Source organism: Kitasatospora sp. NPDC032150, assembly GCF_055579945.1.
On the sequence record NZ_JBVIMH010000032.1, the window covers coordinates 36,924 to 63,905 of the forward strand.

A 26,982-nucleotide genomic window follows, 5' to 3' on the forward strand; every position below is an offset into this window, starting at 1 on the left:
CCGGCCTCGGGGTCCCCCGGCGGGGCGCAACCGCACACCGCCGGGTGAACCCCTGAACAGCGGCCCTCCGGTCCTTCCGGAGCGGGCCCGGGCCGTCTTGGCCCTTGGACGCGCAAAGCTGATCGAGATGGGACAGGGTAGGACAAGGTGCGTCCCGCCCTGCCGGGAATCGGGGCCACGCGGCCCTGGTTGTCCCGCCACGCAGGTCGGGGCCCGCTCTGGCGGTAGGCTCGCACAGAGAAGCGGGATCAACCCTCCGTGACCGGCACCATTCAGACGTCAGGTCCACAATGACGTGGCCGACCGGTCCCTCACGGGGTCACTCTTCATTTATGGAAGGAGCCCTGACTCAGGGTGAGCACCACGCCGACGAACGCATTCGAGTGGACCGAGCTGGACCAGCGCACGGTCGACACCGCCCGTGTCCTGGCCATGGACGCCGTCCAGAAGGTGGGCAACGGCCACCCGGGGACGGCCATGTCGCTGGCCCCCGCGGCGTACCTGATCTTCCAGCGTTTCCTGCGCCACGACCCCACCGACCCTGCCTGGGCCGGCCGTGACCGCTTCGTGCTCTCGCCCGGGCACACCTCGCTGACGCTGTACACCCAGCTGTACCTGTCGGGCTACGGGCTGTCGCTCGACGACCTCAAGGCCTTCCGCGTCGCGGGCAGCCGCACCCCGGGCCACCCGGAGCACGGCCACACCGCCGGTGTGGAGACGACCACCGGCCCGCTCGGCCAGGGCATCGCCAACGCGGTGGGCATGGCGATGGCCGCCCGCTACGAGCGCGGTCTGTTCGACCCGAAGGCCCCGGCGGGCCAGTCCCCGTTCGACCACACCATCTGGGCGATCGTCTCCGACGGCGACCTGGAGGAGGGCATCTCCGCCGAGGCGTCCTCGCTGGCCGGCCACCAGAAGCTGGGCAACCTGGTCGCGCTGTACGACGACAACCACATCTCGATCGAGGGCGACACCGCGACCGCCTTCTCCGAGGACGTCCTGGCCCGCTACGAGGCGTACGGCTGGCACGTCCAGCGGGTGGCGCCGAAGACCGACGGCGACATCGACGTGCACGCCCTCGCGGCGGCCCTGGAGGCGGCCCGCGCCGAGACCTCCCGGCCGTCGATCATCGGGATGCGCACCATCATCGCCTGGCCGGCCCCGAACGCCCAGGACACCGCCAAGGCGCACGGCTCGGCGCTCGGCGAGGCCGAGATCGCCGCCACCAAGAAGGTGCTGGGCTTCGACCCGCAGAAGACCTTCGAGGTCACCGACGAGGTCGTCAACCACGCCCGCGAGGTCGTCCAGCGCGGCAAGGCCGCCCGGGCCGAGTGGGAGAAGGGCTTCCACGCCTGGCGCGAGGCCGAACCGGAGCGCGCCGCCGAGTTCGACCGGATCACCGCCGGCGAGCTCCCCGACGGCTGGGAGAAGGCCGTCCCGGTCTTCCCGGCCGGCAAGGACGTCGCCACCCGCAAGGCCTCCGGCGACACCCTCAAGGCGCTCGGCGCGGTGATCCCGGAGCTGTGGGGCGGCTCGGCCGACCTCGCGGAGTCCAACCTCACCACCATCGACGAGGACAGCTCCTTCCTGCCCGAGGGCAACCCGCTGAAGTCGGCCGACCCGTACGGCCGGACCATCCACTTCGGCATCCGCGAGCACGCCATGGGCTCGACCATGAACGGCATCGCGCTGCACGGCAACACCCGGGTCTTCGGCGGCACCTTCCTGGTGTTCTCCGACTACATGCGCCCCGCGGTCCGCCTCGCCGCGCTGATGAAGCTGCCGGTCACCTACGTCTGGACGCACGACTCGATCGGCCTCGGCGAGGACGGCCCGACCCACCAGCCGGTCGAGCACCTGGCCGCGCTGCGCGCCATCCCGGGCCTGTCCGTCGTCCGCCCGGCCGACGCCAACGAGACCGCCGTCGCCTGGCGCGCCATCGCCGAGCGGCACTCCAGCCACCCCGGCCCGGTCGGCCTGGCGCTCACCCGCCAGGGCGTGCCGACCTTCGACCGCGAGGTCTTCAACCCGGCCGACGGCGTCGCCAAGGGCGGTTACGTGCTGGCCGAGGCGTCCAACTTCGCGCCGAAGGTGATCCTGATCGCCACCGGCTCCGAGGTGCAGCTCGCCGTCAAGGCCCGCGAGGAGCTGGAGGCCGACGGCATCCCGACCCGCGTGGTCTCCATGCCGTCCATCGAGTGGTTCAACGAGCAGGACCAGGCGTACCGCGACAGCGTGCTGCCGCCGAACGTCCGGGCCCGCGTCTCGGTCGAGGCCGGTATCGCCCAGGGCTGGCGCGAGCTGGTCGGCGACGCCGGCCGGATCATCAGCCTGGAGCACTACGGCGCCTCCGCCGACTACAAGGTGCTCTTCCGTGAGTTCGGCCTGACCGCGGACGCCGTGGCCAACGCCGCCCGCGCCTCGCTCCGCACGGTCGAGGCCATCTCCCGCTAGCCCCCGCTCCCCGGCCGAAGGGCGTGCCGATGCCGAAAGCGAAGACCGACGCACCAGCGACGATCGTCCGCACCGGCCCCGGACGCCCTTCGGCCGGCGAACCGCAACGGGCCGGGTGTCCGACCGCACATCGGATACCCGGCTCGGCAGACCACCCCACTGCAGACGTACGAAGACGAAGAAGAGGATGAAGCACCATGACTGACGCACTGAAGCGCCTCAGCGACGAAGGCGTGGCGATCTGGCTGGACGACCTCAGCCGTGACCGGCTGAACAGCGGGAACCTGGCCGAACTGGTGCAGAGCAAGCACGTGGTGGGTGTCACCACCAACCCGACCATCTTCCAGAAGGCCATCGGCGGCGGCAGCGCGGCCTACCAGGGCCAGCTGAAGGACCTGGCGGTCCGCAAGGTCACCACCGACGAGGCCGTCCGCATGATCACCACCTCGGACGTGCGCGACGCGGCCGACGTGCTGCGCCCGGTCTACGACGCCTCCAACGGCCGTGACGGCCGGGTCTCCATCGAGGTCGACCCGCGCCTGGCCCACCAGACCGAGGCCACCGTGGCCGAGGCCAAGCAGCTGTGGTGGCTGGTGGACCGCCCGAACGTGTTCATCAAGATCCCCGCCACCAAGGCCGGTCTGCCCGCCATCTCGGCCGTGCTCGCCAAGGGCATCAGCGTCAACGTCACGCTGATCTTCTCCCTGGAGCGCTACCGCGCGGTGATGGACGCCTACCTGACCGGTCTGGAGCGGGCCAAGGCCGCCGGTCTGGACCTCTCGCAGATCGAGTCGGTCGCCTCGTTCTTCGTCTCCCGCGTGGACACCGAGATCGACAAGCGCCTGGACAAGGTCGGCGGCGAGGCCAAGCAGCTCCGCTCCAAGGCGGCCCTGGCCAACGCCCGCCTCGCCTACCAGGCCTTCGAGGAGGTCTTCTCGTCCGACCGCTGGAAGGCCCTGGAGGCCGCCGGTGCCAACGCGCAGCGTCCGCTGTGGGCCTCCACCGGTGTCAAGGACCCCTCCCTGCCGGACACCCTGTACGTCACCGAGCTGGTCGCCCCCGGCACCGTGAACACCATGCCCGAGGCCACCCTGGACGCCACCGACGACCACGGTGTGGTCACCGGTGACACCATCACCACCAACTACGACGACGCCAAGGCCGTGATGGAGGCCATCGCCGCCGCCGGTGTCGACTACGACGATGTCGTCCAGGTGCTGGAGGACGAGGGCGTCGAGAAGTTCGAGCAGTCCTGGAACGAGCTGCTCGACACCGTCACCGCCTCCCTGGCCGCCCTCGCCGCCGAGAAGTGATCTCACCCGCTCACATTCACCGAAAGCGGAGCCACTCCCGTGAGCACTGACTATCCCGAGGTCGAGCAGGGCGAACCCCCGCTCCCGTCCTCGAACCCCCTGCGGGACCCCGCAGACCGACGGCTCCCGCGCATCGCGGGGCCGTCGGGCCTGGTCATCTTCGGTGTCACCGGCGACCTGTCGCGCAAGAAGCTGATGCCGGCCATCTACGACCTCGCCAACCGCGGTCTGCTGCCGCCGGGCTTCTCACTCGTCGGCTTCGCCCGCCGCGAGTGGGAGGACGAGGACTTCGCCAAGGAGGTCCACGACGCCGTCAAGCAGCACTCCCGGACCCCGTTCCGGGAGGAGGTCTGGCAGCAGCTCGCCAAGGGCATGCGCTTCATCCAGGGCTCCTTCGACGACGACGAGGCCTTCGAGCACCTGCGCAAGACGATCCAGGACCTCGACGCGGCCCAGGGCACCGGCGGCAACTTCGCCTTCTACCTGTCGGTTCCGCCGAGCGCCTTCCCGATCGTGGTCCAGCAGCTGAAGAAGCACGGGCTGGCCGACCCGCCGAACGGCTCCTGGCGCCGTGCGGTGATCGAGAAGCCGTTCGGCCACGACCTGGCGAGCGCCCAGGAGTTGAACCGGATCGTCCACGAGGTCTTCCCGCGGGACGAGGTCTTCCGGATCGACCACTACCTGGGCAAGGAGACCGTCCAGAACATCCTGGCGCTGCGCTTCGCCAACACGATGTTCGAACCGATCTGGAACCGGTCCTACGTGGACCACGTACAGATCACCATGGCCGAGGACATCGGCATCGGCGGGCGCGCCGGCTACTACGACGGCATCGGGGCGGCCCGTGACGTCATCCAGAACCACCTGCTCCAGCTGATGGCGCTCACCGCCATCGAGGAGCCCGCGTCCTTCCACCCGAAGGCGCTGGTCGCCGAGAAGCTCAAGGTGCTGAGCGCGGTCAAGCTCCCGGCCGACCTGGGCAGCCACACCGTGCGCGGCCAGTACACGACCGGCTGGCAGGGCGGCGAGGAGGTGGCCGGCTACCTGGACGAGGACGGCATCAACCCCGAGTCCACCACCGACACCTACGCGGCGATCAAGCTGGAGATCAACAACCGGCGCTGGGCGGGCGTCCCGTTCTACCTGCGCACCGGCAAGCGGCTCGGCCGCCGGGTCACCGAGATCGCGGTGGTCTTCAAGCGCGCCCCGTACCTGCCCTTCGACGCCTACGCCACCGAGGAGCTGGGGCAGAACGCCCTGGTCATCAGGGTGCAGCCGGACGAGGGCGTGACGGTGCGGTTCGGCTCAAAGGTGCCGGGCACCTCGTTCGAGGTGCGGGACGTCACCATGGACTTCCAGTACGGCGAGTCCTTCACCGAGTCCAGCCCGGAGGCGTACGAGCGGCTCATCCTGGACGTCCTGCTCGGTGACGCCAACCTGTTCCCGCGTCACCAGGAGGTCGAGCTCTCCTGGCAGATCCTCGACCCGATCGAGAAGTACTGGGACAGCCACGGCAAGCCCGCCCAGTACCCGGCCGGGACCTGGGGACCGGCCGAGGCGGACGAGATGCTCGCACGAGACGGCAGGAGCTGGCGTCGGCCATGAAGATCGACCTGACCAACACCACTTCCAGCAAGATCAACGCGGCGCTGATGAACGCCCGCCGGGCGGGCGGGAACGCCGCCGGCGGGATGGTGCTCACCCTCGTCATCGTCACCGACGAGGGCAGCGCCTACGACGCGCTCAAGGCGGCCAACGACGCCTCGCGCGAGCACCCCAGCCGCACCCTCGCGGTGATCAAGCGCGAGGGGCGCTCGCCCCGGGCCCGTGCCGAGACCCGGCTGGACGCCGAGATCCTGGTCGGCTCGGACGCGGGTTCGGGTGAGACCGTCATCCTGCGGATGCACGGCGAACTCGCCTCGCACGCCCAGTCGGTGGTGCTGCCGCTGCTGCTGCCCGACGCCCCCGTGGTGGTCTGGTGGCCGGACAACGCGCCGCTGCACCCCGCGCAGGACCCGCTGGGCGCGCTCGCCCAGCGCCGGATCACCGACGCGGTCACCGCCGAGTCGCCGGTCGGCCAGCTCGCCCAGCGGGCCGAGAGCTACGCCCCCGGCGACACCGACCTGGCGTGGACCCGGATCACCGGCTGGCGCTCCATGCTGGCCGCCGCCCTGGACCAGCGTCCGGCCCAGATCACCTCCGCCGTGGTCGAGGGCGAGTCCTACAACCCGAGCGTCGAGTTGCTCGGGCTGTGGCTGATGAACCGGCTGCGCGTCCCGGTCGAGCGGGTGGTCACCGCTGGTCCCGGGATCACCTCGGTCACCCTGCGCACCAAGGACGGCTCGGTCGTCCTGGACCGCCCGGACGGCCTGATGGGCACCCTCTCCATGCCCGGATCGCCGGACCGCCAGGTCGCCCTCAAGCGCCGGGAGACCTCGGAGCTGATCGCCGAGGAGCTGCGCCGCCTCGACCCGGACGACATCTACGCGAGCGCCGTCCGCACCCCCGTGGAGCGGCTGAACGAGCCCGCCGCCACCGAGTCCGCCACGAACGTCTCCCCGGACGCCGAGTCCGCCACGGACGCCTCCCCGGACGCCGAGTCCGCCGCGGACGCCTCCCCGGACGCCGCTGCCGACCCGCAGCCGGCCGCGGACGGTGAGCCGGCCGGTGAGCAGGCCGAGAAGGCCGCCGCGAAGAAGACCGCCTCCCGGAAGCGGACCTCGTCGTGACGGCTGCCAGCACCCCGCAGCTGGTCGTTCACCGCGACAAGGAGCTGATGGCCCAGGCGACCGCCGCCCGGCTGATCACCCGGATCGTGGACGCCCAGGCCGCCCGTGGCACCGCCTCGGTGGTGCTCACGGGCGGGCGCAACGGCAACGCCCTGCTCGCCGCGATCGCCGCCTCGCCGGCGCGCGACGCGGTGGACTGGGCCCGGCTGGACCTCTGGTGGGGCGACGAGCGCTTCCTCGCGTCCGACGACCCGGAGCGCAACGCCGTCCAGGCGCGGGCGGAGCTGCTCGGCTCCGTCCCGCTCGACCCGGCGCGGGTGCACGAGATGCCCGCCTCGGACGGGGAGTTCGGCTCCGACGTGGAGGCCGCCGCCGCCCGCTACGCCCAGGAGCTGGCCCGGGCGGCCGGCCCCGGCGAGCACGCCGGCGTCCCGGCCTTCGACGTGCTGCTGCTCGGCGTCGGCCCGGACACCCATGTCGCCTCGCTCTTCCCCGAGCACCCGGGCGTCAGGGAGACCGAACTGACCGTGGTCGCCGTGCACGGCTCCCCCAAGCCCCCGCCCACCCGGATCTCGCTCACCCTCCCGGCCATCCGGGCGGCCCGCGAGGTCTGGCTGCTCGCGGCGGGCGAGGACAAGGCCGATGCCGTCGCCATGGCCCTCACCGGCCCCGGTGAGATCCAGGCCCCGGCCTCGGGCGCCCGCGGCCTCAGCCGCACCCTGTGGCTCCTCGACCGCGCGGCGGCCTCGAAGATCCCTTCCGGGCTCTACCCGCCCTCCTAGCCCGCCATCGGCGGGGGGTCCCCCGGCCGGAGGCTGGGGGCGAGGGGCCCTCTCCTAGCCCGCCATCGGACGGGGGGCGAGGGGCCCTGACCTGAGGGCAGGCCGCATCCGGCCGGGGCCAACTGCGTCCCGGCTCCGATCCGTTCGGGGCCGGGTCGCGGTGTTCCGCCGCAACCCTCGACCGGGAAGCGGGATTTCCGCCACGTCCCGGCAACACCGAAGGGCGGCACCGGAGTTCTTCCGGTGCCGCCCTTTCAGGTGGGTCTGCTCAGATCTCACCGCGCAGCTTGGCGTCAGATCTCACCGCGCAGCTTGGCGAGGGCCTCGGCCAGGATGGCCTCGCCGTCCGCGTCGGTGCGGCGCTCGCGGACGTACGCGAGGTGGGTCTTGTACGGCTCGTTGCGCGAGGGCGCCGGCGGGTTGTGCTCGTCCTGTCCGGCCGGGAAGCCACAGCGCGGGCAGTCCCAGGTCTCCGGGATCGCGGCTTCGGCCGCGAAGCTGGGGCGCGTCTCGTGCTTGTTGGCGCACCAGAAGGAGATCCGGTTACGGGGGGCGGACTCGCCGCGCTCCGCCTCGCCCATCGGGCCGGCGCCTACTCTGCTGCCACGAATGGCGTTGCCACTTGCCACGGTCTGACTCCCTGGGTATCCACTGCCGCCCGCCGCTATCTGCGGACGGTGGCGAAGTCGTCCCAGTGTAAGCGGGAGTTAAGGATCTGCCACCACCGCCTCCGGGCGCACTTCAGGATAAGCGCCCAGGAGACGTGTCGTCAGATCCCCGGCGTACTGGGGGCGGCGGAATCAGCCCTTGTACTTGAGCAGCAGGCTGAGCACCACGATGCAGGCGAACCAGGAGATGCCCACGATGATGGTGATGCGGTCGAGGTTGCGCTCGGCCACGGCGGAACCGCCGCCGGCCGACATCGCGCCACCACCGAACATGTCGGACAGACCGCCGCCCTTCCCCTTGTGCAGCAGCACCAGGAGGATCATCAGCACACTGAAGACGATCAGGGCAATCGAGAACCCGAGAACCACGGCGGGGACCAACTCTCTCGTATCTTCGGCGAAGGGGCCGGGCCGCCCGAAAGCGGTCCGACCCCAAAGCCTACGTTGCTGCGGCGGCGTTAGCCTACTGCCAGCTCCCGGTAGCGCACGATCTTGACGAACTCGTCGGCGTCCAGCGAGGCGCCGCCGATCAGACCGCCGTCGATGTCCGGCTTGGCCATCAGACCGGCCACGTTGCCCGCCTTCATCGAACCGCCGTACAGGATGCGGACCTTGCCGGCCAGCTCGGCGTCGTACAGCTCGGCCAGGCGGGCGCGGATCGCCGCGCAGACCTCCTGGGCGTCCTCGGGGGTCGCCACCTCGCCGGTGCCGATCGCCCAGACCGGCTCGTACGCCACGACGATCTGCTCGGCCTCGAACGCCGGGATGTCCTTCAGCGCGCCGTCCAACTGCGCCAGGGTGTACTCGACGTGGGTGCCGGCCTTGCGGATCTCCAGCGGCTCGCCGATGCACAGGATCGGGGTGATCCCGGCCCGGTAGGCGGCCTTGACCTTGGCGTTGACGATCTCCTCGTTCTCGCCGTGGTACTCGCGGCGCTCCGAGTGACCGATCACCGCGTAGGTGCACTTGAGCTTGGCCAGCATCGGGCCGGAGACCTCACCGGTGTAGGCACCGGAGTCGTACCGCGAGATGTCCTGCGAGCCGTACTTGATCTTCAGCTTGTCGCCGTCGACCAGGGTCTGCACCGACCGCAGGTCGGTGAACGGCACCAGGACGGCGACCTCGACGGCGTCGTAGTCCTTGTCGGCCAGCGCGAAGGCCAGCTTCTGGGTGTGCTGGATGGCCTCGAGGTGGTTGAGGTTCATCTTCCAGTTGCCCGCCATCAGCGGGAGACGCTCAGTCATGCTTTCAGCCTTCCAGGGCGGCGAGACCGGGAAGGGTCTTGCCCTCCAGGTACTCGAGGCTCGCGCCACCGCCGGTCGAGATGTGCCCGAACTTCGTCTCGTCGAAGCCCAGGATGCGGACGGCCGCGGCGGAGTCGCCGCCACCGACCACGGTGAACGCCTTGCTGTCGGTCAGGGCCTGCGCGACGGCCTTGGTGCCGTTCGCGTAGTCCGGGTGCTCGAAAACGCCCATTGGGCCGTTCCAGAACACCGTCCCGGCGTCGGCCAGCTTCGCCGCGTACAGCTCGCGGGTCTTCGGGCCGATGTCCAGGCCCTCCTTGTCGGCCGGGATCGCGTCCGAGGCGACGACCTCGTAGGTCGCCGGGGCCTTGGTCTTGAGGTCCGGGAAGTCCGCGGAGACCAGGACGTCGACCGGCAGGACGAACTCGACGCCCCGCTTCTCGGCCTCGGCCAGGTACTCCAGGCACTTGCCCTTCTGGTCCTCCTGCAGCAGGGAGATGCCGACCTCATGGCCCTTGGCCGCGAGGAAGGTGTACGCCATGCCGCCGCCGATCAGGATTCGGTCCGCCTTCTTCAGCAGGTTGTCGATCACGCCGAGCTTGTCGGACACCTTGGCACCGCCGAGCACGACGACGTACGGGCGCGCGACGTCCTCGGTGAGCTTCTCGAGCACGCCGACCTCGGTGGCGATCAGATCGCCGGCGGCGTGCGGCAGGAGCTTCGGCAGGTCGTAGACCGAGGCGTGCTTGCGGTGCACCGCGCCGAAACCGTCGCCGACGTACAGGTCGGCCAGGGCGGCCAGCTGCTCGGCGAAGGCAGCACGCTCGGCGTCGTCCTTGCTGGTCTCACCGGCGTTGAAGCGCAGGTTCTCCAGCAGCGCGACCTCGCCACCGGCCAGCGCGGCGACGGCGGCCTCGGCGCTCTCGCCCACGGTGTCGGTGGCGAAGACGACCGGCTTGCCGAGGATCTCGCCGAGGCGCTTGGCCGCCGGCGCGAGGGAGAACTGCGGGTCCGGGGCGCCCTTGGGGCGGCCGAGGTGGGAGGCGACGACGACCCTCGCACCAGCTGCGGCCAGCTTGGCGATGGTCGGCGCGACGGCGCGGATCCGACCGTCGTCGGTGATCGTGCTGCCGTCCAGCGGGACGTTCAGGTCGGCGCGGACGAAGACGCGCTTGCCGGCGACGTCGAGGTCTTCGATGGTCTTCAACTTCGGTCTCCCGGGGAGAAGGTGGCGCCTGGCGGCGGCACGGCACCGTGCCGCCGCGAGGGAGTGAGGTGCCCGCGAGCGCGGGGCAGGAGCGCTCGCGACAGGCGTTCAACGAGGCAGGGGAAGGGCCCGGGAGGCGCAACCGCCTTCCGGGCCCTGCCCCTTACGTCACGTCAGCTCCCGCAGGTCAGAGCTGGCCGCCGACGAGGGTGGTCAGGTTGACGAGGCGGTTGGAGTAACCCCACTCGTTGTCGTACCAACCGAGCACCTTGACCTGGTTGCCCTGGACCATGGTGAGCTGGGCGTCGAAGATGCAGGAGGCCGGGTTGTTGACGATGTCCGAGGAGACGATCGGGTCCTCGGTGTAGGCCAGGACACCCTTGAGGGCACCCTCGGCGGCCTTCTGGAAGGCGGCGTTGACCTCGTCCTTGGTGACGTCGCGCTCGAGGGTGACGACCAGGTCGGTGATCGAGCCGGTCGGGACCGGGACGCGCAGCGAGGTGCCGTCCAGCTTGCCCTTGAGCTCCGGCAGGACCAGGGCGGTGGCCTTGGCGGCACCGGTCGAGGTCGGGATGATGTTCTGCGAGGCGGCACGGGCGCGACGCAGGTCCTTGTGCGGGAAGTCCAGGGTGACCTGGTCGTTGGTGAACGCGTGGACCGTGGTCATCAGGCCCTTGACGATGCCGAAGCTCTCGTTCAGCACCTTCGCCATCGGCGCCACGCAGTTGGTGGTGCAGGAGGCGTTGGAGATGATCGTGTGGTTGGCGGCGTCGTACTTGTCGTCGTTGACGCCCATGACGATGGTGACGTCCTCGTCGGTGGCGGGCGCCGAGATGATGACCTTCTTGGCGCCGGCGGCGACGTGCTTCTTGGCCGCCTCGGCCTTGGTGAAGATACCGGTGGACTCGACGACGATGTCGGCACCCAGCTCGCCCCAGGGCAGGTTGGCCGGGTCGCGCTCGGCGGTGACCTTGAAGGTCTTGCCGTCGACGGTGATGCTGTCCGCGGTGTGCGAGACCTCGCCCGGGAAGGTGCCGAGGGTGGTGTCGTACTTGAGGAGGTGCGCCAGGGTCTTCGTGTCGGTCAGGTCGTTGACACCGACGATCTCGATGTCCGCGCCCTGGGCCTTGACCGCACGGAAGAAGTTGCGGCCGATGCGGCCGAATCCGTTGATGCCTACCCGGATCGTCACGAACCGATCTCCTTATTAGGTACGCCGGCCCGATTGCCGACGGGGTACGCCGGCCCTATTGCCGACGGGGTGGAATTTGGGATGTCCCCGACCACCCACGACCCTACCTCTCCCGGGGTCGCCTGGGCACATCGCCTCTCCGCCGCGGGGGCGAAGCACGGTCGCAGGGGCGCGGGGAACAGCGCGAGATCCGAGACCCCCACCGGGTGCCCCTGGTCTCGCACTATTCCCCGCGCCCCGGTCTGTCAACCCGTTCCGTGGTAATGGCCCACGGGGCGGCCCTAGTTGAGCGCCATTTCGTCGGTGAGATTGGCCTCGGTGCTCGGCAGTCCCAGCTCGGCGGCGCGCTTGTCGGCCATCGCCAGCAGCCGGCGGATCCGGCCGGCCACCGCGTCCTTGGTCAGCGGCGGATCGGCCAGCGCGCCCAGCTCCTCCAGCGAGGCCTGCTTGTGCTGCATCCGCAGCTGGCCGGCGGCGGCCAGGTGCTCGGGCACCTCGTCGCCGAGGATCTCCAGCGCACGGGCCACCCGGGCGCCGGCCGCGACGGCCGCGCGGGCCGAGCGGCGCAGGTTGGCGTCGTCGAAGTTGGCCAGCCGGTTGGCGGTGGCCCGCACCTCGCGGCGCATCCGGCGCTCCTCCCAGGCCAGCACCGACTCGTGCGCGCCCAGCCTGGTCAGCAGCGCGCCGATCGCGTCGCCGTCCCGGATCACCACCCGGTCCACCCCGCGCACCTCGCGGGCCTTGGCCGGGATGCCGAGCCGCCGGGCCGCGCCGACCAGCGCCAGCGCCGCCTCGGACCCCGGGCAGGTGATCTCCAACGAGGAGGACCTGCCCGGCTCGGTCAGCGAACCGTGGGCCAGGAAGGCCCCGCGCCAGGCCGCCTCCGCGTCGCAGGTCGCCCCGGAGACCACCGCCGGGGGCAGCCCCCGGATCGGCCGTCCGCGCCCGTCCACCAGCCCGGTCTGCCGGGCCAGCAGCTCACCGTCCTTCACTACCCTCACCACGAACCGGCTGCCGCGTCGCAGGCCGCCGGGGGCCATCACCACCAGGTCCGAGGAGTGTCCGAAGATCTCCAGCAGGTCCTTGCGCAGTCGCCGCGCCGCCATGCCGGTGTCCAGCTCCGCCTCGATCACGATCCGGCCGCTCACAATGTGCAGACCGCCCGCGAATCGCAGGATCGCCGAGACCTCCGCCTTGCGGCAGCAGGCCCGGGTGACGGGGAGCCGGCTGATTTCGTCCTTCACCGCTGCCGTCATCGCCATGGGCCGATCCTTCCATGTGTCCGGAAAATCCGGTCGTACGCAGCCGCCAAGAGCTCCGGGTCGTGTCGCGGCGTCCCGTCGGTCCTGGCCACCCGGTCGAGCACCAGGGCGGCGCCCATCCGCTCGGCGGCCTTCTGCAGGCCGTCCAGGTCGGCCACGCCGAAGGCGCCACCGGTGACCGCCTGCTCGTCCACCAGGATCGCATCCACGGCGAGGTCCGGAGCGTGGTCCGCGATGACCTCCAGATGGCGCTGCGGGGTGAAGCCCTCGGTCTCACCGGGCTGCGGGGCCAGGTTGAGGGTCAGCAGGCGGCGGGCCCGGGTCTCGGTGAGCGCCTTGGCCAGCTCGGGGACCAGCAGATGCGGCAGCACGCTGGTGAACCAGGACCCGGGGCCCAGCACCACCCAGTCCGCCTCCAGCACGGCCGTGACCGCCTCGGGTACCGCCGGCGGCCCCTCGGGCAGCAGTCGGATCGACTGGACCGTGCCCGGGGTGGCCGCCACGTCGGCCTGGCCGCGTACCGGGCCGACCTCGTCCGGGCGGGCCGGGTCGTGGCCGCGCACCTCGGCCTCGATGTCCAGCGGGACGGCCGACATCGGCAGCACCCGGCCCTGCACGTTGAGCAGCCGGCCGACCCAGTTGAGCGCCTCCACCGGGTCGCCGAGCTTCTCCCAGAGCGCGACGATCAGCAGGTTGCCGACCGCGTGCCCGCCGAGCTCGCCGTCGCCGGTGAAGCGCTGCTGGATCACCTCGGACCAGGTACGACCCCAGTCGTCGTCGCCGCAGAGCGCGGCCAGCGCCTTGCGCAGGTCGCCGGGCGGCAGCACCCCCAGCTCGCTGCGCAGCCGTCCGCTGGAGCCGCCGTCGTCGGCGACCGTGACCACGGCGGTCAGCTCGGTGGTCAGCCGGCGCAGTGCCGAGAGCGAGGCGGACAGGCCCTGGCCGCCGCCCAGCGCGGTGATTCTGGGCGCACCGGGCCGGGGCCTGGCTGCCGCCTGTTCTCGCCGGTCGGCAGATTTGTGCTGGAGCTGCCGTACTGGCGAGTATCCCGTCACACCGACCCCACGTTCCTGTTTCATACCCCGGTGAGCGGCCGGCGGGGCGGTGTCGTCACTCCCGCAGGCTCTACTCCCTACCCATGTCGCGGTGGACCAGCACCGTTTCGACGCCGTCCGCGATCAGACGCTTCGTCAACCGCTCGGACATGGCGACACTGCGATGCTTGCCACCGGTGCAGCCTACGGCAAGGGTCATGTAGCGCTTGCCCTCCCTGCGGTACCCCTCGGTCACGATCTTGAGCAACTCGGCGTAGCCGTTCAGGAACTCGTCGGCGCCGGGCTGCTGGAAGACGTAGTCCGCGACGTCGCTGTCGGTGCCGGTACGGGCTCTCAGCTCCGGCACCCAGTGCGGGTTGGGCAGGAAGCGGCAGTCCACCACCAGGTCGGCGTCGACCGGCAGGCCGTACTTGAAGCCGAACGACATCACGGTGGCCCGCAGCTCGGGCTCGTCGTGGTCGCTGAACTGCGCGTCCATCTTGGCGCGCAGCTGGTGGACGTTGAGGTTGGAGGTGTCGATCACCAGATCGGCCTCGCCGCGCAGGTCGCGCAGCAGCTCGCGCTCCTGGCTGATGCCGTCCACGATCCGGCCGTCGCCCTGCAGCGGGTGCGGACGGCGGACCGACTCGAAGCGGCGCACCAGGGCGTCGTCGGACGACTCCAGGAAGACCACCCGGAGCCGGACGCCGCGCTTCTCCAGCTCGTCCAGGGAGGTCAACAGGTCGTCGAAGAACTTCCGGCCCCGGACGTCCACCACGACGCCGATCCGGGGTACCGCGCCCTGGGACCGGGCGCCGAGGTCGACCATGGTCGGGATGAGCGCCGGGGGGAGGTTGTCCACGACGAACCAGCCCAAGTCCTCCAGGCACTTGGCGGCCGTGCTGCGGCCGGCTCCGGACATGCCGGAGATGATCACCAGTTCCGGGGCGCTCTCTCCCCCAGCCTCCGGCCGGGTGGGGGTCCCCCCGGCCGCCGGGCTGGGGAATGTGCCCCCGTGGTCGGACATCGTCACTTCGGTTCCCCGCTTTCGGTGGTTCTGCTGGGGAGAACGCTTCTGGCGTCGCCCGGGCATTCCCGTATCACCCTGGAAGGTGAACCGGGGCCTGGGGACTGACGGGCGGCGTCGGCCGTCAAGGCGTCTCCTGCGATGCGTCGTCTTCAATGATCTCGCCGGTCGCGGTGTTCACCGCAGGTGCGGCCGGTGTACGGGAGGCCAACGCTGCGGCAACAGTTTCCGCCGTCCGCCTGCCGATACCGGGGACCTCGCAGAGTTCGTCCACGGTGGCCGTGCGCAGTTTCCTCAACGAGCCGAAGTGCTTGAGCAACGCCTTGCGGCGAGTCTCGCCGAGACCGGCCACGGAGTCCAGTTCCCCCGCCGTGAACCGCTTGGCACGCTTGCTGCGCTGATAGGTGATGGCGAAGCGGTGTGCCTCGTCGCGGACCCGCTGCAGCAGGTACAGGCCCTCGCTGCTGCGCGGCAGCACCACCGGGTCGTCCTCGCCGGGCAGCCAGACCTCCTCAAGGCGCTTGGCCAGCCCGCAGAGTGCGACGTCGTCGATGCCCAGCTCGTCCAACGCCCGCTTGGCGGCGGCGACCTGGGGCTGCCCGCCGTCGACCACGACGAGCTGCGGCGGGTACGCGAACCGCCTGGGGCGACCGCCCTCGTCCAATCGGGCCGTCGGGTCGATCGCGCCGGAGGCGGCCGGCTCGTCGTCCGCCTCCGGGACGGCCCACTCGCCGGTCTGCTCGCGCTCCTGGAGGTAGCGGCGGAAGCGGCGGCCGATCACCTCGTGCATGGAGCGGACGTCGTCCTGACCCGCGAACCCCCTGATCTGGAACCGCCGGTACTCGCTCTTGCGGGCCAGGCCGTCCTCGAAGACCACCATCGAGGCGACCACGTCGTCACCCTGCAGGTGCGAGATGTCGAAGCACTCGATGCGCAGCGGGACGGAGTCCAACTCCAGTGCGTCGGCGATCTCCTGGAGGGCCCGGCTGCGGGTGGTCAGGTCCGAGGCGCGCTTGGTCTTGTGCAGGGCCAACGCCTGCTGGGCGTTGCGCTGGACCGTGGTCATCAGGTCCCTCTTGTCGCCGCGTTGCGGGACCCTGAGGTCGACCTGGCCCCCCTTGGCGGCCTGGGTGGCGCGCAGGCCGCTCAGCCACTCCTGGACCGGCTCCAGCGGCCGGGGCAGCTCGGGGACCAGCACCTCGCGCGGGACTGACTCGGTGCCGCCGCCGTACAGCTGCTGCAGCGCGTGCTCGACCAGGGCGGCGGTGTCGACGTCCTCGACCTTGTCGGTGACCCAGCCGCGCTGGCCGCGCACCCGGCCTCCGCGGACGTGAAAGATCTGCACCGCGGCCTCCAACTCGTCCTCGGCGAGGGCGAACAGGTCGGCGTCGGTGCCGTCGCCGAGGACCACCGCGTTCTTCTCCATCGCGCGCCTGAGGGCGGCGATGTCGTCGCGCAGCCGGGCCGCGCGCTCGTACTCCATCGCGACGGCGGCCTCCTGCATCTGTTGCTCCAGCCGGCGCAGGTGACCGCCGGTGCGGCCGGCCATGAAATCGCAGAACTCCTCGGCGAGTTCGGCGTGGTCGGCCTGGGAGATCTTCCCCACGCAGGGGGCGGAGCACTTGCCGATGTACCCGAGCAGGCAGGGCCGGCCGACCTGCTGGGCGCGCTTGAACACACCGTTGGAACAGGTACGGACCGGGAAGACCCGCAGCATCAGGTCGACCGTCTCGCGGATCGCCCAGGCGTGCCCGTACGGACCGAAGTAGCGCACGCCCTTCTTGTGCGCGCCGCGCATCACCTGGACCCGGGGGAACTCCTCGCCCACGGTGACCGCGAGCTCCGGGTAGCTCTTGTCGTCGCGGTACTTGACGTTGAACCGGGGGTCGAACTCCTTGATCCAGGAGTACTCCAGCTGAAGGGCCTCGACCTCGGTGGCGACCACCGTCCACTCCACCGAGGCGGCGGTGGTGACCATGGTCGCCGTCCGCGGATGCAGGCCGGCGAGATCCTGGAAGTACGAGGAGAGGCGCTGCCGAAGGCTCTTGGCCTTGCCGACGTAGATGACCCGCCCGTGCGCGTCGCGGAACCTGTAGACACCGGGCGAGGTCGGGATCGCGCCCGGCGCCGGGCGGTACGTGGAGGGGTCGGCCATGGCTCTACCGTACCGACCCCCACCGACACTCCGGGGGCCGTCCCGAACACCGGTCGGTGCGACCGCTGTTGTGCGGGACCTGCCGCTCAGGCCGGCGTGACCTCCAGGTTGCCGCCCTGCACCGCCACCTTGTACCCGGGCAGCGGCCTCGGCGCCGGACCGTCCTGGACGGCACCGTCCGCGATGGCGAAGCGGCTGCCGTGGCACGGGCACTGGATCTGGCCGTCGGCGACCTTGTCCACGACGCAGCCCGCGTGGGTGCAGACGGCGCTGAACGCCTTGTACTGGCCGGCGGTCGGCTGCGTCACCACGATCTTCTTCTCGCGGTAGACCGTGCCGCCGCCGACCGGCACGCCCGAAGCCGGGCCGACGTCCACCGGCCCGGCCGGCTGGGAGGCACTCTTGGTGGAGGAGCCGCCCGCCTCGGAGGAGCTGCCGGTCCCGCCCGTGGAGGGCGACGAGGCGCATCCGCTGACCGCGACGGCACCGCCGACGGCCAGGACGGCGCTCGCGCCGCACAGCAGCGTCCGGCGGGAGGTCTCGGGCAGGGCGGTGGTGGGGCTCTCGGAGGCCTCGGACATCGGTGACGTCTCCCTCGGGTGCGCGGGCTACAGGCAGGACCGGCCGCAGTCTATGCCCGCGGTCTTCGAACCCCGGACCGGCCGGGGCCGGGCCGCGTGGCCGGCCGCGCGCCCGCGCGCTGCTCCCGGCTGCCCTGGGTGTGCACACCCGGGGTGGCCGGGAGCATCCGACCGCGCGGAGGCCCCTGTGGGGCGCGCTGGCCTACGCACGCGCCCCCGGGTAACCGCCCCCGGCGCCTACTTCTTCGCGACGGCCCGCTTGCGGGCGGCCTTCCTGGCCGGCGCCGGGGCGTCGACCTGGCCGTTGCCGAGGATGTCGCGGAGGAACTTCCCGGTGTGGCTGGCGGTGACCGCGGCGATCTCCTCGGGCGTGCCCTCGGCGACCACGGTGCCGCCGCCGCTGCCGCCCTCGGGACCCATGTCCACGATCCAGTCGGCCGTCTTGATCACATCGAGGTTGTGCTCGATGACGATCACCGTGTTGCCCTTCGCCACCAGGCCGTCGAGAACCTTGATCAGCTTGCTGATGTCCTCGAAGTGCAGACCGGTGGTGGGCTCGTCCAGCACGTAGACCGTCCGCCCGGTGGAACGCTTCTGCAGTTCGGAGGCGAGCTTCACGCGCTGCGCCTCGCCGCCCGACAGCGTCGGCGCGGGCTGCCCGAGCCGGACGTAGCCGAGGCCCACGTCGTTGAGCGTCCTCAGGTGGCGGGCGATCGCCGGGACGGCCTCGAAGAAGTGCAGCGCCTCCTCGATCGGCATGTCCAGCACCTCGGCGATGGACTTGCCCTTGTAGTGGACCTCCAGCGTCTCCCGGTTGTAGCGGGCGCCGTGGCAGACCTCGCAGGGGACGTAGACGTCCGGCAGGAAGTTCATCTCGATCTTGATGGTGCCGTCACCGGAGCAGTTCTCGCAGCGGCCGCCCTTGACGTTGAAGGAGAAGCGACCGGGCAGGTAGCCCCGGACCTTCGCCTCCTGGGTCTCCGCGAAGAGCTTGCGGACGTGGTCGAAGACACCCGTGTACGTCGCCGGGTTGGAGCGCGGGGTGCGGCCGATCGGCGACTGGTCGACGTGCACCACCTTGTCCACCAGGTCGGTGCCGGTGATCCGGGTGTGCCGGCCGGGGACGCTGCGCGCGCCGTTCAACTCGCGGGCGAGGTGGGTGTAGAGGATGTCGTTGACCAGCGTGGACTTGCCCGAGCCGGAGACACCGGTGATCGCGGTGAAGGTGCCGAGCGGGAAGCCGACCGTGACGTCCTGCAGGTTGTGCTCGCGCGCGCCGTGCACGGTGAGCTGGCGCTTCTTGTCCCGGGCCCGGCGCGCGGCCGGGATCGGGATGGAGCGCTTGCCCGCCAGGTACTGGCCGGTCATCGAGTCGTCGTTGACCAGCAACTCCTTCAGCGAGCCGGAGTGCACCACCTTGCCGCCGTGCTCACCGGCGCCGGGGCCGATGTCGACCACCCAGTCGGCGGTCTTGATGGTGTCCTCGTCGTGCTCGACCACGATCAGGGTGTTGCCGATGTCGCGCAGCCGGACCAGGGTCTCGATCAGCCGGTGGTTGTCCCGCTGGTGCAGGCCGATGGACGGCTCGTCCAGCACGTACAGCACGCCGACCAGGCCGGAGCCGATCTGGGTGGCGAGCCGGATGCGCTGGGCCTCACCGCCGGACAGGGTGCCCGCCGCGCGGTTGAGCGAGAGGTAGTCCAGGCCGACGTCGACCAGGAAGCGCAGGCGCTCGTTGACCTCCTTGAGCACCCGCTCGGCGATCTGCTTGTCCCGCGCGGTGAGCTTCAGCGCGCCGAGGAACTCGGCGCAGTCGCTGATCGACATCGCGGAGACGTCGGCGATCGACTTGCCCTCGACGGTGACCGAGAGGATCACCGGCTTGAGCCGGGTGCCCGCGCAGGCCGGGCAGGGCACCTCGCGCATGTACCCCTCGAAGCGCTCACGGCTGCTGTCGCTCTCCGCCTCGGAGTGGCGGCGGGTGACGAACGGGATCGCGCCCTCGAAGGAGGTGGTGTAAGAGCGGTCGCGCCCGTAGCGGTTGCGGTAGCGGACCTCGATCTGGGTCCTGTGCCCGTGCAGCAGCGCCTTGCGGGCGCGGGCGGGAAGCCCGGCCCAGGGGATGTCGGTGCGGAAGCCCAGCTCACCGGCGAGCGCGTCGACCAGACGCTGGAAGTACTCCTTGGTGTGGCCCTGGGACCAGGGGTGGATCGCGCCGTCGTCCAGCGAGCGCTCCGGGTCGGGGATGACCAGCTCGGGGTCGACCTCCATCCGGTTGCCCAGGCCCGAGCACTCCGGGCAGGCGCCGAAGGGGGAGTTGAAGGAGAAGGAGCGCGGCTCCAGCTCCTCGAAGGAGACGTCGTCGTAGGGGCAGTAGAGGTGCTCGGAGAACATCCGCTCGCGCTCCGGGTCGTCCTCGGGGAGGTCGACGAAGTCGAGCACCACCATGCCGCCGGCCAGCTTGAGCGCCGTCTCGACCGAGTCCGTCAGGCGGCGCTTGGCGCTCTCCTTGACGGTGAGGCGGTCGATGACCACCTCGATGGTGTGCTTCTCCTGCTTCTTCAACGCCGGCGGCTCGGTCAGCTGCACGGTGGTGCCGTCCACCCGGGCGCGGGCGTAGCCCTTGGACTGGAGGTCGGCGAAGAGGTCGACGAACTCGCCCTTGCGCTCGCGCACCACCGGGCTGAGCACCTGGAACCGGGTTCCCTCGGCGAGTTCGAGCACCCGGTCGACGATGGCCTGCGGGGACTGCTTGGCGATCGGGCGGGCGCAGTGCGGGCAGTGCGGCTTGCCGATCCGGGCGAACAGCAGGCGCAGGTAGTCGTAGACCTCGGTGATGGTGCCGACCGTCGAGCGCGGGTTGCGGTTGGTGGACTTCTGGTCGATCGAGACCGCCGGGGAGAGGCCCTCGATGAAGTCCACGTCGGGCTTGTCCATCTGGCCGAGGAACTGGCGGGCGTACGAGGACAGCGACTCCACGTACCGCCGCTGGCCCTCGGCGAAGATCGTGTCGAAGGCCAGCGACGACTTGCCGGACCCGGAGAGGCCGGTGAACACGATCAGGGAGTCCCGCGGCAGGTCCAGCGAGACGTTCTTGAGGTTGTGCTCGCGAGCACCGCGGACGATGAGGCGGTCTGCCACTGCTTCTGGCGCCTTTCCCAAGGGAGATGGCTTCGACGACTGCGCAGCCGGCCGGCGTGGGACCGGCTCCATAGTCAAGCGAGCAATCGAGTGATTTCTTCCAGCTTGCCGCATGTCAGCCTATAGCTCATGCGTTCGATTATCGAGCCTGTCCAGCCGAGATCACCCGAACGAGTGATGAGCCTCCGGCTCCGCCCTTCCCCCGCCTTCGGAAACCCCCTGCCCAGCGCTCCGGTGGGCCGGTAGCGTCACCCGCGTCAACGAGCAGACACCCGTCCGGGCAACGCTCGAAACCGGCACCGCACTGGAGGAACCCATGGCCGAAGCCGAGACCGTCGCCACCGCGCTGCAGACCGTCGCAGAGTCGACCGAGCGCCTGCTGCGCACCGTCGCCGAGCTCGACCCCGCCTGTATCGTCGAGCCGTCCGCGCTGCCCGACTGGAGCCGCGGCCATGTGCTGGCCCACCTGGCCCGGAACGCGGACTCCCTGGTCAACCTGCTGGAGGGCGCCCGGACCGGCCGGGACATCCCCCAGTACGCCAGCGAGACGGCCCGTGAGGAAGGCATCCGCACCGGCGCACCCCGCCCGCTGGCCGAGCAGCTCGCCGACCTCCGGGCCAGCGGCGAGCGGTTCACCGCAGCCGCCGCCAGGATGTCCGAGGCCGACTGGAGCGCCTCGATCCGACACCGCAGCGGTGCGGTCTTCCCGGCCCGGCAGCTGCTCGCCAAGCGCCGTCAGGAGGTGGAGTACCACCATGTCGACCTCGCCGCCGACTACACCCCCGAGCACTGGCCCGAGGACTTCGCCGTCGCCGAACTGCTCCGGCTGGCAGGGCAGTTCGCCGTGGAGTCGGTGCCGGCGGTGCTGCTGGTGGCCGAGGACAGCGGTACCCGGGCGCAGCTCGGCCCCGTCGGCGCGGCGGCCGGGCTGACCGTCGAGGGCCCGGTCCGGCGGCTCACCGCCTGGGTCTCCGGCCGCTCGGCCGGCGACGGCCTCCGGGTCCACCGGGGCGGCCAGCCGGTGCCCGGCGCCGCCCGCGCCCTGCCGGAGCTTCCGCCACTGGGCTGAGCAGGCCATGATGCAGATGAGCGGCAGGACGGGTGCTCGGCACGAGTGCCCGGGACCGAATCGACGAGGAGCAGCGACGCGATGACGTACCACGGAGCGGTGAAGGTCGGCGGCCCGCCGGACGTGCGGGAGCTCGCCCATCTGATGATCACCAAGATCGCGGTCGGCCCGTTCGAGAACAACGCGTACCTGCTGCGCTGCCGGGCCACCGACGAGCAGCTGCTGATCGACGCCGCGGCGCAGGCGCCGGTGCTGCTGGAGTCGGTCGGCGAGCAGCTGGCCACCGTGGTCACCACCCACCAGCACCACGACCACTGGGGCGCGCTCGCCGACGTGGTCGCCGCCACCGGCGCCCGGACGGCAGCCGGCCGGATCGACGCGCCGGACATCCCGGTGCCCACCGACGTGCTGCTGGACGACGGGGACGTGCTGCGGGTCGGCCAGGTCGAGCTGCGGGTGCGCCACCTGGTGGGCCACACCCCCGGCGCGATCGTGCTGGTCTACGACGACCCGCAGGGCCACCCGCACGTGTTCACCGGGGACTGCCTCTTCCCGGGCGGGGTCGGCAACACCCAGAAGGACCCGGCCCGGTTCGCCAGCCTGTTCCGTGACGTCAAGGAGAAGATCTTCGACGCCCTCCCGGACGAGACCTGGGTCTACCCCGGCCACGGCAACGACACCACCCTCGGCGCCGAGCGCCCGCACCTCGACGAGTGGCGCGAGCGCGGCTGGTAGCCCGGCGGGCCGCAGCGGCGGAACGGGGCCGCCCCGACTCCCACCCGGAGAGTCGGGGCGGCCCCGTTGATTCAGGCCGGGTCGGGCCCGGTCAGACGCCCGTCCGCTCGGGCTGCCCGGCCCGCTCGGCCGACGCGGTCTTCCGGGAAGCCAGCAGGCTGGTGGCCGTGGTCACCGCGAGGACCAGCACGATGAAGCCCAGCGAGAGCGGGATGCCGATCTCCGGCACGTGGACACCGCTCTCGTGCAGTGCGTGCAGCACCAGCTTCACCCCGATGAACCCGAGGATCACCGACAGCCCGCACGAGAGGTGGACCAGCTTCTTCAGCAGGCCGCCGATCAGGAAGTACAGCTGTCGCAAGCCCATCAGCGCGAAGGCGTTGGCGGTGAAGACGATGTACGGGTCCTGGGTCAGGCCGAAGATCGCCGGGATCGAGTCCAGCGCGAAGAGCAGGTCGGTGGTGCCGACGGCAAGCATCACGATCAGCATCGGCGTCATCAGCCGCCGGCCGTTCTCCCGGACGAGGACCGCGGTGCCGCGGTACCCGTCCGTCGACGGGAAGCGCCGCTCGATCGACTTGAGCAGGCGGTTCTCCTCGTACTCCTCGTCCTCCTGGTCGGCGCGGGCTTCCTTGACCAGCTTCCAGGCCGTCCAGATCAGGAAGGCACCGAAGAGGTAGAAGACCCAGGAGAAGGTGGTGACCAGGGCGGCGCCGCCGGCGATGAAGACTGCCCGCAGGACGAGCGCGATGATCACGCCGACCATCAGTACGCGCTGCTGGTAGATCCGCGGCACCGCGAACTTGCCCATGATCAGAATGAACACGAACAGGTTGTCCACGCTGAGCGACTTCTCGGTGATGTACCCGGCGAAGAACTCGCCGGCCGGCTGCGCGCCGGAGTGCCACCACAGGAAACCGCCGAACAGCAGCGCCAGGGCGACCCAGACCACCGTCCAGGCTCCGGCTTCCTTGATCGAGACCTCGTGCGGCTTCCGGCCGCCGATGAAGAAGTCAGCCGCGATCAGGGCGATCAGCACACCGATGGTGCCGGCCCAAAGGCCCACGGAAACGTCCACTTCTGAGTCCTCCGGCGAGTAGGCGAGTCAGACACGTCACTGCCGGAGGTCTCTTCCGCCCGCGTGCTCCCCCACACGGAGCACACGGGCCAGTGCCCCGGGGCGCGCGACCCCCAGGGGAAAGGGTGGCGCCCGTGCTGACGGGACATCTGCGGGGGAATACTCCCCTCCGCTGGCGCCAACACTAACAGAAATTCCAAGAGAAGGTAAAGAAGGTAAAGCACCCTCCGAGGGGGCGGCTAATGAAACGACCGGATGTGGGGGCCGGCCGCGGATCGGCTACAGATACGGCTCGATCGCGGGCAGCAGGTCCTGGAAGGTGCGGGACTTGGCCGGGGCCCCGATGGCCTGCATGCCCCAGCCGCCGCCCGGCTCGCGGAAGACCTTCGCCATGATCTGGCCGGTGTGCGGGCCGCCGCCGGTCAGCTCGTAGCGCGCCAGCTCCTGGCCGGTGGCCTCGTCCACCAGGCGGCAGTGCGCGTTCCGCACCTCGGCGAAGGTCTGGCCGGTGTAGGAACTGACGGTGAAGACGATCTGGGTGATGTGCGCCGGGACCTGCAGCAGGTCCACCAGGATCGACTCGTCGTCGTCACCGGCGCCCGCACCACCGACCAGGTTGTCGCCGGTGTGCCGGACCGAGCCGTCGTTGCTGATCAGGTGCTGGAAGAAGACCACGTCGGACGGGGTCTTCTCGGCGTAGAGCAGGGCGGAGGCATCCAGGTCGATCTCCCGCCTGCGCAGGCCGAACAGCCCGCGCTTGGGCGCGGCCGCCCAGCCGAGGCCCATCCGGACCAGGGTCAGCGCCTCCCCCTGGCCCTTCTGCAGACTGACTCGTTGGCCTTTCGCCAGATTCACCGACACGGCACTGCCCTCTCTCTCCTCAGCCCGGCGGGCGGGTCACCCGCTGCTGCTGTACGGCGGAACACCCCGTTGCCGTCCCCCGGCTGAGGCCCCCAAGATGCGCATCTCCCCCGCCGACCGGTGCCCGCCCGGGCCCCGCGCCCGCGAGGGAGTACCCGCAGGCCACCCTATGGCCTGCGGGTACACGACTGTCGATGGCCTACCCGTTCCCGCCGGGCCCGAGACCCGGGCGGGAGCACCAACTCAGGCCATCCCGGCCTCGCGCATCTGACGCAGCTCCTTCTTCAGCTCGCCGATCTCGTCCCGCAGCCGGGCCGCGACCTCGAACTGCAGCTCCGCCGCGGCGGTGTGCATCCGGTCCGTCAACTGCTGGATCAGATCCGCCAGTTCGGCGGCCGGCAGGCTCTTGGCCGACGTACGGTCGCCGCCCCGCGCGGGCACCGGCGCGCCCTTGCCCTTGCCGGCGCCCCGGTAGCCGGTGGCGAGCAGCTCCTCGGTGTCCAGGTCCTCCCGGGCCAGGGTGTCCAGGATGTCGCCGATCTTCTTGCGCAGCGGCTGCGGGTCGATGCCGTTCTTCTCGTTGTACGCCTGCTGGACGGCGCGGCGGCGGTTGGTCTCCTCGATCGCCAGCTCCATCGCCGGGGTGATCCGGTCCGCGTACATGTGCACCTGTCCCGAGACGTTGCGGGCGGCGCGGCCGATGGTCTGGATCAGCGAGGTGCCGGAGCGCAGGAAGCCCTCCTTGTCCGCGTCCAGGATCGCCACCAGGGAGACCTCGGGCAGGTCCAGGCCCTCGCGCAGCAGGTTGATGCCGACCAACACGTCGTACTCACCGGCGCGCAGCTCGCGCAGCAGCTCCACCCGGCGCAGGGTGTCGATGTCGCTGTGCAGGTACCGGACCCTGATGTCGAGGCCGACCATGTAGTCGGTGAGGTCCTCGGCCATCTTCTTGGTCAGCGTGGTGACCAGGACGCGCTCGTCCTTCTCGACCCGCTTGCGCACCTCGTGCACCAGGTCGTCGATCTGGCCCTCCGTCGGCTTGACGATCACCTCGGGGTCGATCAGGCCGGTCGGGCGGATGATCTGGTCGACCACGCCGTCGCCGCGCGACAGCTCGTACTTGCCCGGGGTGGCGGAGAGGTAGACCGTCTGCCCGATCCGTCCCAGGAACTCCTCCCACTTCAGCGGGCGGTTGTCCATCGCCGAGGGCAGCCGGAAGCCGTGCTCGACCAGGGTGCGCTTGCGGGAGGCGTCGCCCTCGTACATCGCGCCGATCTGCGGGACCGTCACGTGCGACTCGTCGATCACCAGGAGGAAGTCTTCCGGGAAGTAGTCGAGCAGGGTGTTGGGGGCGGTACCGGGCTCGCGGCCGTCGAAGTGCATCGAGTAGTTCTCCACGCCGGAGCAGGTGCCGATCTGGCGGAGCATCTCGATGTCGTAGGTGGTGCGCATGCGCAGGCGCTGGGCCTCCAGCAGCTTGCCCTGCTTCTCCAGGGTGGCCAGGCGCTCCTCCAGCTCCTTCTCGATGCCGTTGACCGCGCGCTCCATCCGCTCCGGGCCGGCCACGTAGTGCGAGGCGGGGAAGACGTAGACGGAGTCGTCGTGGCTGATGATCTCGCCGGTGAGCGGGTGCAGGGTGTAGAGCGCCTCGATCTCGTCGCCGAACATCTCGATCCGGACGGCGAGTTCCTCGTAGACCGGGAAGATCTCGATGGTGTCGCCGCGGACCCGGAAGGTGCCGCGGGTGAAGGCGACGTCGTTGCGGGTGTACTGGATGTCCACGAACCGGCGCAGCAGCGCGTCCCGGTCGATCTCCTCGCCGACCTTGAGCGGGACCATCCGGTCCACGTACTCCTGCGGGGTACCGAGGCCGTAGATGCAGGAGACCGAGGCGACCACCACCACGTCGCGGCGGGTGAGCAGCGAGTTGGTGGCCGAGTGGCGCAGGCGCTCGACCTCCTCGTTGATCGAGGAGTCCTTCTCGATGTAGGTGTCCGTCTGCGGGACGTACGCCTCGGGCTGGTAGTAGTCGTAGTACGAGACGAAGTACTCGACCGCGTTGTTGGGGAGCAGCTCGCGGAACTCGTTGGCGAGCTGGGCGGCCAGGGTCTTGTTCGGCGCCATCACCAGGGTGGGCCGCTGGAGCTTCTCGATCATCCAGGCGGTGGTCGCCGACTTGCCGGTGCCGGTGGCGCCGAGCAGGACGACGTCCTTCTCGCCCGCGCGGATCCGGCGCTCCAGCTCGGCGATGGCCGTCGGCTGGTCACCACTGGGCTGGTAGGGGCTGACGACCTCGAAGGGCGCCACTGTCCGTTCGATACTCGTGATGGGTCGCACGAGTCCACCGTACGACCCGCCACTGACAACGCGGGCCGCCTCCCGCCTTCCGGGCCTCGGACGCCCGGCTGCCGTGGCAACCGCCGGAGTCCTCCCCGTCCATCGCGCCCCTC

21 protein-coding genes are annotated in these 26,982 nt (G+C 70.7%); 7 read left to right on the plus strand and 14 right to left on the minus strand.

The features are described 5' to 3' along the window. The first annotated feature begins 354 nt into the window (after nucleotides 1-354). The 5 genes from tkt (at nucleotide 355) to pgl (ending at nucleotide 7,278) form a co-directional block, all read left to right on the plus strand. Nucleotides 355-2,454 (plus strand): transketolase, encoded by a 2,100-nt coding sequence (gene tkt, locus ACZ5ON_RS28695; RefSeq protein WP_465598772.1) that lies wholly within the window; start codon nucleotides 355-357, stop codon nucleotides 2,452-2,454. A gap of 197 nt (nucleotides 2,455-2,651) precedes the next feature. Then, nucleotides 2,652-3,767 carry a transaldolase gene (gene tal / locus ACZ5ON_RS28700; protein WP_465598774.1) on the plus strand — a complete coding sequence of 372 codons (1,116 nt, stop codon included), beginning with the start codon at nucleotides 2,652-2,654 and terminating at the stop codon, nucleotides 3,765-3,767. Nucleotides 3,768-3,806: 39 nt separating this feature from the next. Further along, the gene (zwf, locus tag ACZ5ON_RS28705) at nucleotides 3,807-5,372 is read left to right on the plus strand and encodes a glucose-6-phosphate dehydrogenase (protein WP_465598779.1); all 1,566 of its coding nucleotides are present in this window, start codon (nucleotides 3,807-3,809) and stop codon (nucleotides 5,370-5,372) included. Next, complete coding sequence (gene opcA, locus ACZ5ON_RS28710; protein ID WP_465598791.1) at nucleotides 5,369-6,496, plus strand: glucose-6-phosphate dehydrogenase assembly protein OpcA; 1,128 nt, start codon at nucleotides 5,369-5,371, stop codon at nucleotides 6,494-6,496. The genes zwf and opcA overlap by 4 nt, the downstream gene beginning before the upstream one ends. Nucleotides 6,497-6,543: 47 nt before the next feature. Further along, nucleotides 6,544-7,278 carry a 6-phosphogluconolactonase gene (gene pgl, locus ACZ5ON_RS28715; RefSeq protein WP_465598861.1) on the plus strand — a complete coding sequence of 245 codons (735 nt, stop codon included), beginning with the start codon at nucleotides 6,544-6,546 and terminating at the stop codon, nucleotides 7,276-7,278. A gap of 293 nt (nucleotides 7,279-7,571) precedes the next feature. Here pgl and ACZ5ON_RS28720 read toward each other — a convergent pair whose 3' ends face one another. From ACZ5ON_RS28720 to uvrA, 11 genes are all read right to left on the minus strand, one after another. Further along, nucleotides 7,572-7,907, minus strand: coding sequence for an RNA polymerase-binding protein RbpA (locus tag ACZ5ON_RS28720; RefSeq protein WP_344635217.1), 336 nt, complete (start codon nucleotides 7,905-7,907; stop codon nucleotides 7,572-7,574). A 171-nt stretch (nucleotides 7,908-8,078) separates the two neighbouring features. Beyond that, entirely contained in the window at nucleotides 8,079-8,315 is a 237-nt protein-coding gene (gene secG / locus ACZ5ON_RS28725) for a preprotein translocase subunit SecG (protein WP_465598793.1), read from the minus strand. An 89-nt stretch (nucleotides 8,316-8,404) separates the two neighbouring features. Beyond that, complete coding sequence (tpiA, locus tag ACZ5ON_RS28730) at nucleotides 8,405-9,190, minus strand: triose-phosphate isomerase (protein ID WP_465598795.1); 786 nt, start codon at nucleotides 9,188-9,190, stop codon at nucleotides 8,405-8,407. Nucleotides 9,191-9,194: 4 nt separating this feature from the next. After that, complete coding sequence (locus ACZ5ON_RS28735; protein WP_465598797.1) at nucleotides 9,195-10,397, minus strand: phosphoglycerate kinase; 1,203 nt, start codon at nucleotides 10,395-10,397, stop codon at nucleotides 9,195-9,197. Nucleotides 10,398-10,584: 187 nt separating this feature from the next. Then, the gene (gene gap, locus ACZ5ON_RS28740; RefSeq protein WP_344635214.1) at nucleotides 10,585-11,589 is read right to left on the minus strand and encodes a type I glyceraldehyde-3-phosphate dehydrogenase; all 1,005 of its coding nucleotides are present in this window, start codon (nucleotides 11,587-11,589) and stop codon (nucleotides 10,585-10,587) included. 281 nt (nucleotides 11,590-11,870) lie between these two features. Continuing rightward, nucleotides 11,871-12,851 carry a DNA-binding protein WhiA gene (gene whiA, locus ACZ5ON_RS28745; protein WP_344635213.1) on the minus strand — a complete coding sequence of 327 codons (981 nt, stop codon included), beginning with the start codon at nucleotides 12,849-12,851 and terminating at the stop codon, nucleotides 11,871-11,873. Further along, nucleotides 12,842-13,906 carry a gluconeogenesis factor YvcK family protein gene (locus tag ACZ5ON_RS28750; protein ID WP_465598799.1) on the minus strand — a complete coding sequence of 355 codons (1,065 nt, stop codon included), beginning with the start codon at nucleotides 13,904-13,906 and terminating at the stop codon, nucleotides 12,842-12,844. Before ACZ5ON_RS28750 ends, whiA begins: the two co-directional genes overlap by 10 nt. Before the next feature lie 70 nt (nucleotides 13,907-13,976). Beyond that, nucleotides 13,977-14,912, minus strand: a complete 936-nt coding sequence (rapZ, locus tag ACZ5ON_RS28755) for an RNase adapter RapZ (protein ID WP_465598801.1) — start codon at nucleotides 14,910-14,912, stop codon at nucleotides 13,977-13,979. A gap of 124 nt (nucleotides 14,913-15,036) precedes the next feature. Beyond that, entirely contained in the window at nucleotides 15,037-17,067 is a 2,031-nt protein-coding gene (gene uvrC / locus ACZ5ON_RS28760) for an excinuclease ABC subunit UvrC (RefSeq protein WP_465598803.1), read from the minus strand. An 86-nt stretch (nucleotides 17,068-17,153) separates the two neighbouring features. Further along, entirely contained in the window at nucleotides 17,154-17,648 is a 495-nt protein-coding gene (locus ACZ5ON_RS28765; protein WP_465598805.1) for a Rieske (2Fe-2S) protein, read from the minus strand. 237 nt (nucleotides 17,649-17,885) lie between these two features. Beyond that, entirely contained in the window at nucleotides 17,886-20,789 is a 2,904-nt protein-coding gene (gene uvrA / locus ACZ5ON_RS28770) for an excinuclease ABC subunit UvrA (protein ID WP_465598807.1), read from the minus strand. Nucleotides 20,790-21,105: 316 nt separating this feature from the next. Here uvrA and ACZ5ON_RS28775 point away from each other — a divergent pair, with 316 nt between their 5' ends. Both ACZ5ON_RS28775 and ACZ5ON_RS28780 read left to right on the plus strand, forming a co-directional pair. Further along, complete coding sequence (locus ACZ5ON_RS28775) at nucleotides 21,106-21,858, plus strand: maleylpyruvate isomerase family mycothiol-dependent enzyme (RefSeq protein WP_465598809.1); 753 nt, start codon at nucleotides 21,106-21,108, stop codon at nucleotides 21,856-21,858. 81 nt (nucleotides 21,859-21,939) lie between these two features. Beyond that, the gene (locus tag ACZ5ON_RS28780; protein ID WP_465598811.1) at nucleotides 21,940-22,593 is read left to right on the plus strand and encodes an MBL fold metallo-hydrolase; all 654 of its coding nucleotides are present in this window, start codon (nucleotides 21,940-21,942) and stop codon (nucleotides 22,591-22,593) included. Nucleotides 22,594-22,684: 91 nt separating this feature from the next. Here ACZ5ON_RS28780 and ACZ5ON_RS28785 read toward each other — a convergent pair whose 3' ends face one another. The 3 genes from ACZ5ON_RS28785 to uvrB all read right to left on the minus strand — a co-directional run bounded on the left by ACZ5ON_RS28785 (nucleotide 22,685) and on the right by uvrB (nucleotide 26,869). Beyond that, the gene (locus ACZ5ON_RS28785) at nucleotides 22,685-23,671 is read right to left on the minus strand and encodes a TerC family protein (protein ID WP_465598813.1); all 987 of its coding nucleotides are present in this window, start codon (nucleotides 23,669-23,671) and stop codon (nucleotides 22,685-22,687) included. A 279-nt stretch (nucleotides 23,672-23,950) separates the two neighbouring features. After that, the gene (locus ACZ5ON_RS28790; RefSeq protein WP_465598815.1) at nucleotides 23,951-24,532 is read right to left on the minus strand and encodes a TerD family protein; all 582 of its coding nucleotides are present in this window, start codon (nucleotides 24,530-24,532) and stop codon (nucleotides 23,951-23,953) included. Between the two features lie 243 nt (nucleotides 24,533-24,775). Beyond that, complete coding sequence (gene uvrB / locus ACZ5ON_RS28795; protein WP_465598817.1) at nucleotides 24,776-26,869, minus strand: excinuclease ABC subunit UvrB; 2,094 nt, start codon at nucleotides 26,867-26,869, stop codon at nucleotides 24,776-24,778. Nucleotides 26,870-26,982 lie beyond the last annotated feature (113 nt).

Bases quoted from the DNA above. Each gene is read 5' to 3' on its own strand.
- pgl (WP_465598861.1), top strand. From the start codon at position 6,544: ATGGCCCAGGCGACCGCCGCCCGGCTGATCACCCGGATCGTGGACGCC.
- opcA (WP_465598791.1), top strand. From the start codon at position 5,369: ATGAAGATCGACCTGACCAACACCACTTCCAGCAAGATCAACGCGGCG.
- ACZ5ON_RS28765 (WP_465598805.1), bottom strand. From the start codon at position 17,648: ATGTCCGAGGCCTCCGAGAGCCCCACCACCGCCCTGCCCGAGACCTCC.
- ACZ5ON_RS28780 (WP_465598811.1), top strand. From the start codon at position 21,940: ATGACGTACCACGGAGCGGTGAAGGTCGGCGGCCCGCCGGACGTGCGG.
- tal (WP_465598774.1), top strand. From the start codon at position 2,652: ATGACTGACGCACTGAAGCGCCTCAGCGACGAAGGCGTGGCGATCTGG.
- whiA (WP_344635213.1), bottom strand. From the start codon at position 12,851: ATGGCGATGACGGCAGCGGTGAAGGACGAAATCAGCCGGCTCCCCGTC.
- tpiA (WP_465598795.1), bottom strand. From the start codon at position 9,190: ATGACTGAGCGTCTCCCGCTGATGGCGGGCAACTGGAAGATGAACCTC.
- uvrC (WP_465598803.1), bottom strand. From the start codon at position 17,067: ATGGCCGACCCCTCCACGTACCGCCCGGCGCCGGGCGCGATCCCGACC.
- ACZ5ON_RS28775 (WP_465598809.1), top strand. From the start codon at position 21,106: ATGGCCGAAGCCGAGACCGTCGCCACCGCGCTGCAGACCGTCGCAGAG.
- rapZ (WP_465598801.1), bottom strand. From the start codon at position 14,912: ATGTCCGACCACGGGGGCACATTCCCCAGCCCGGCGGCCGGGGGGACC.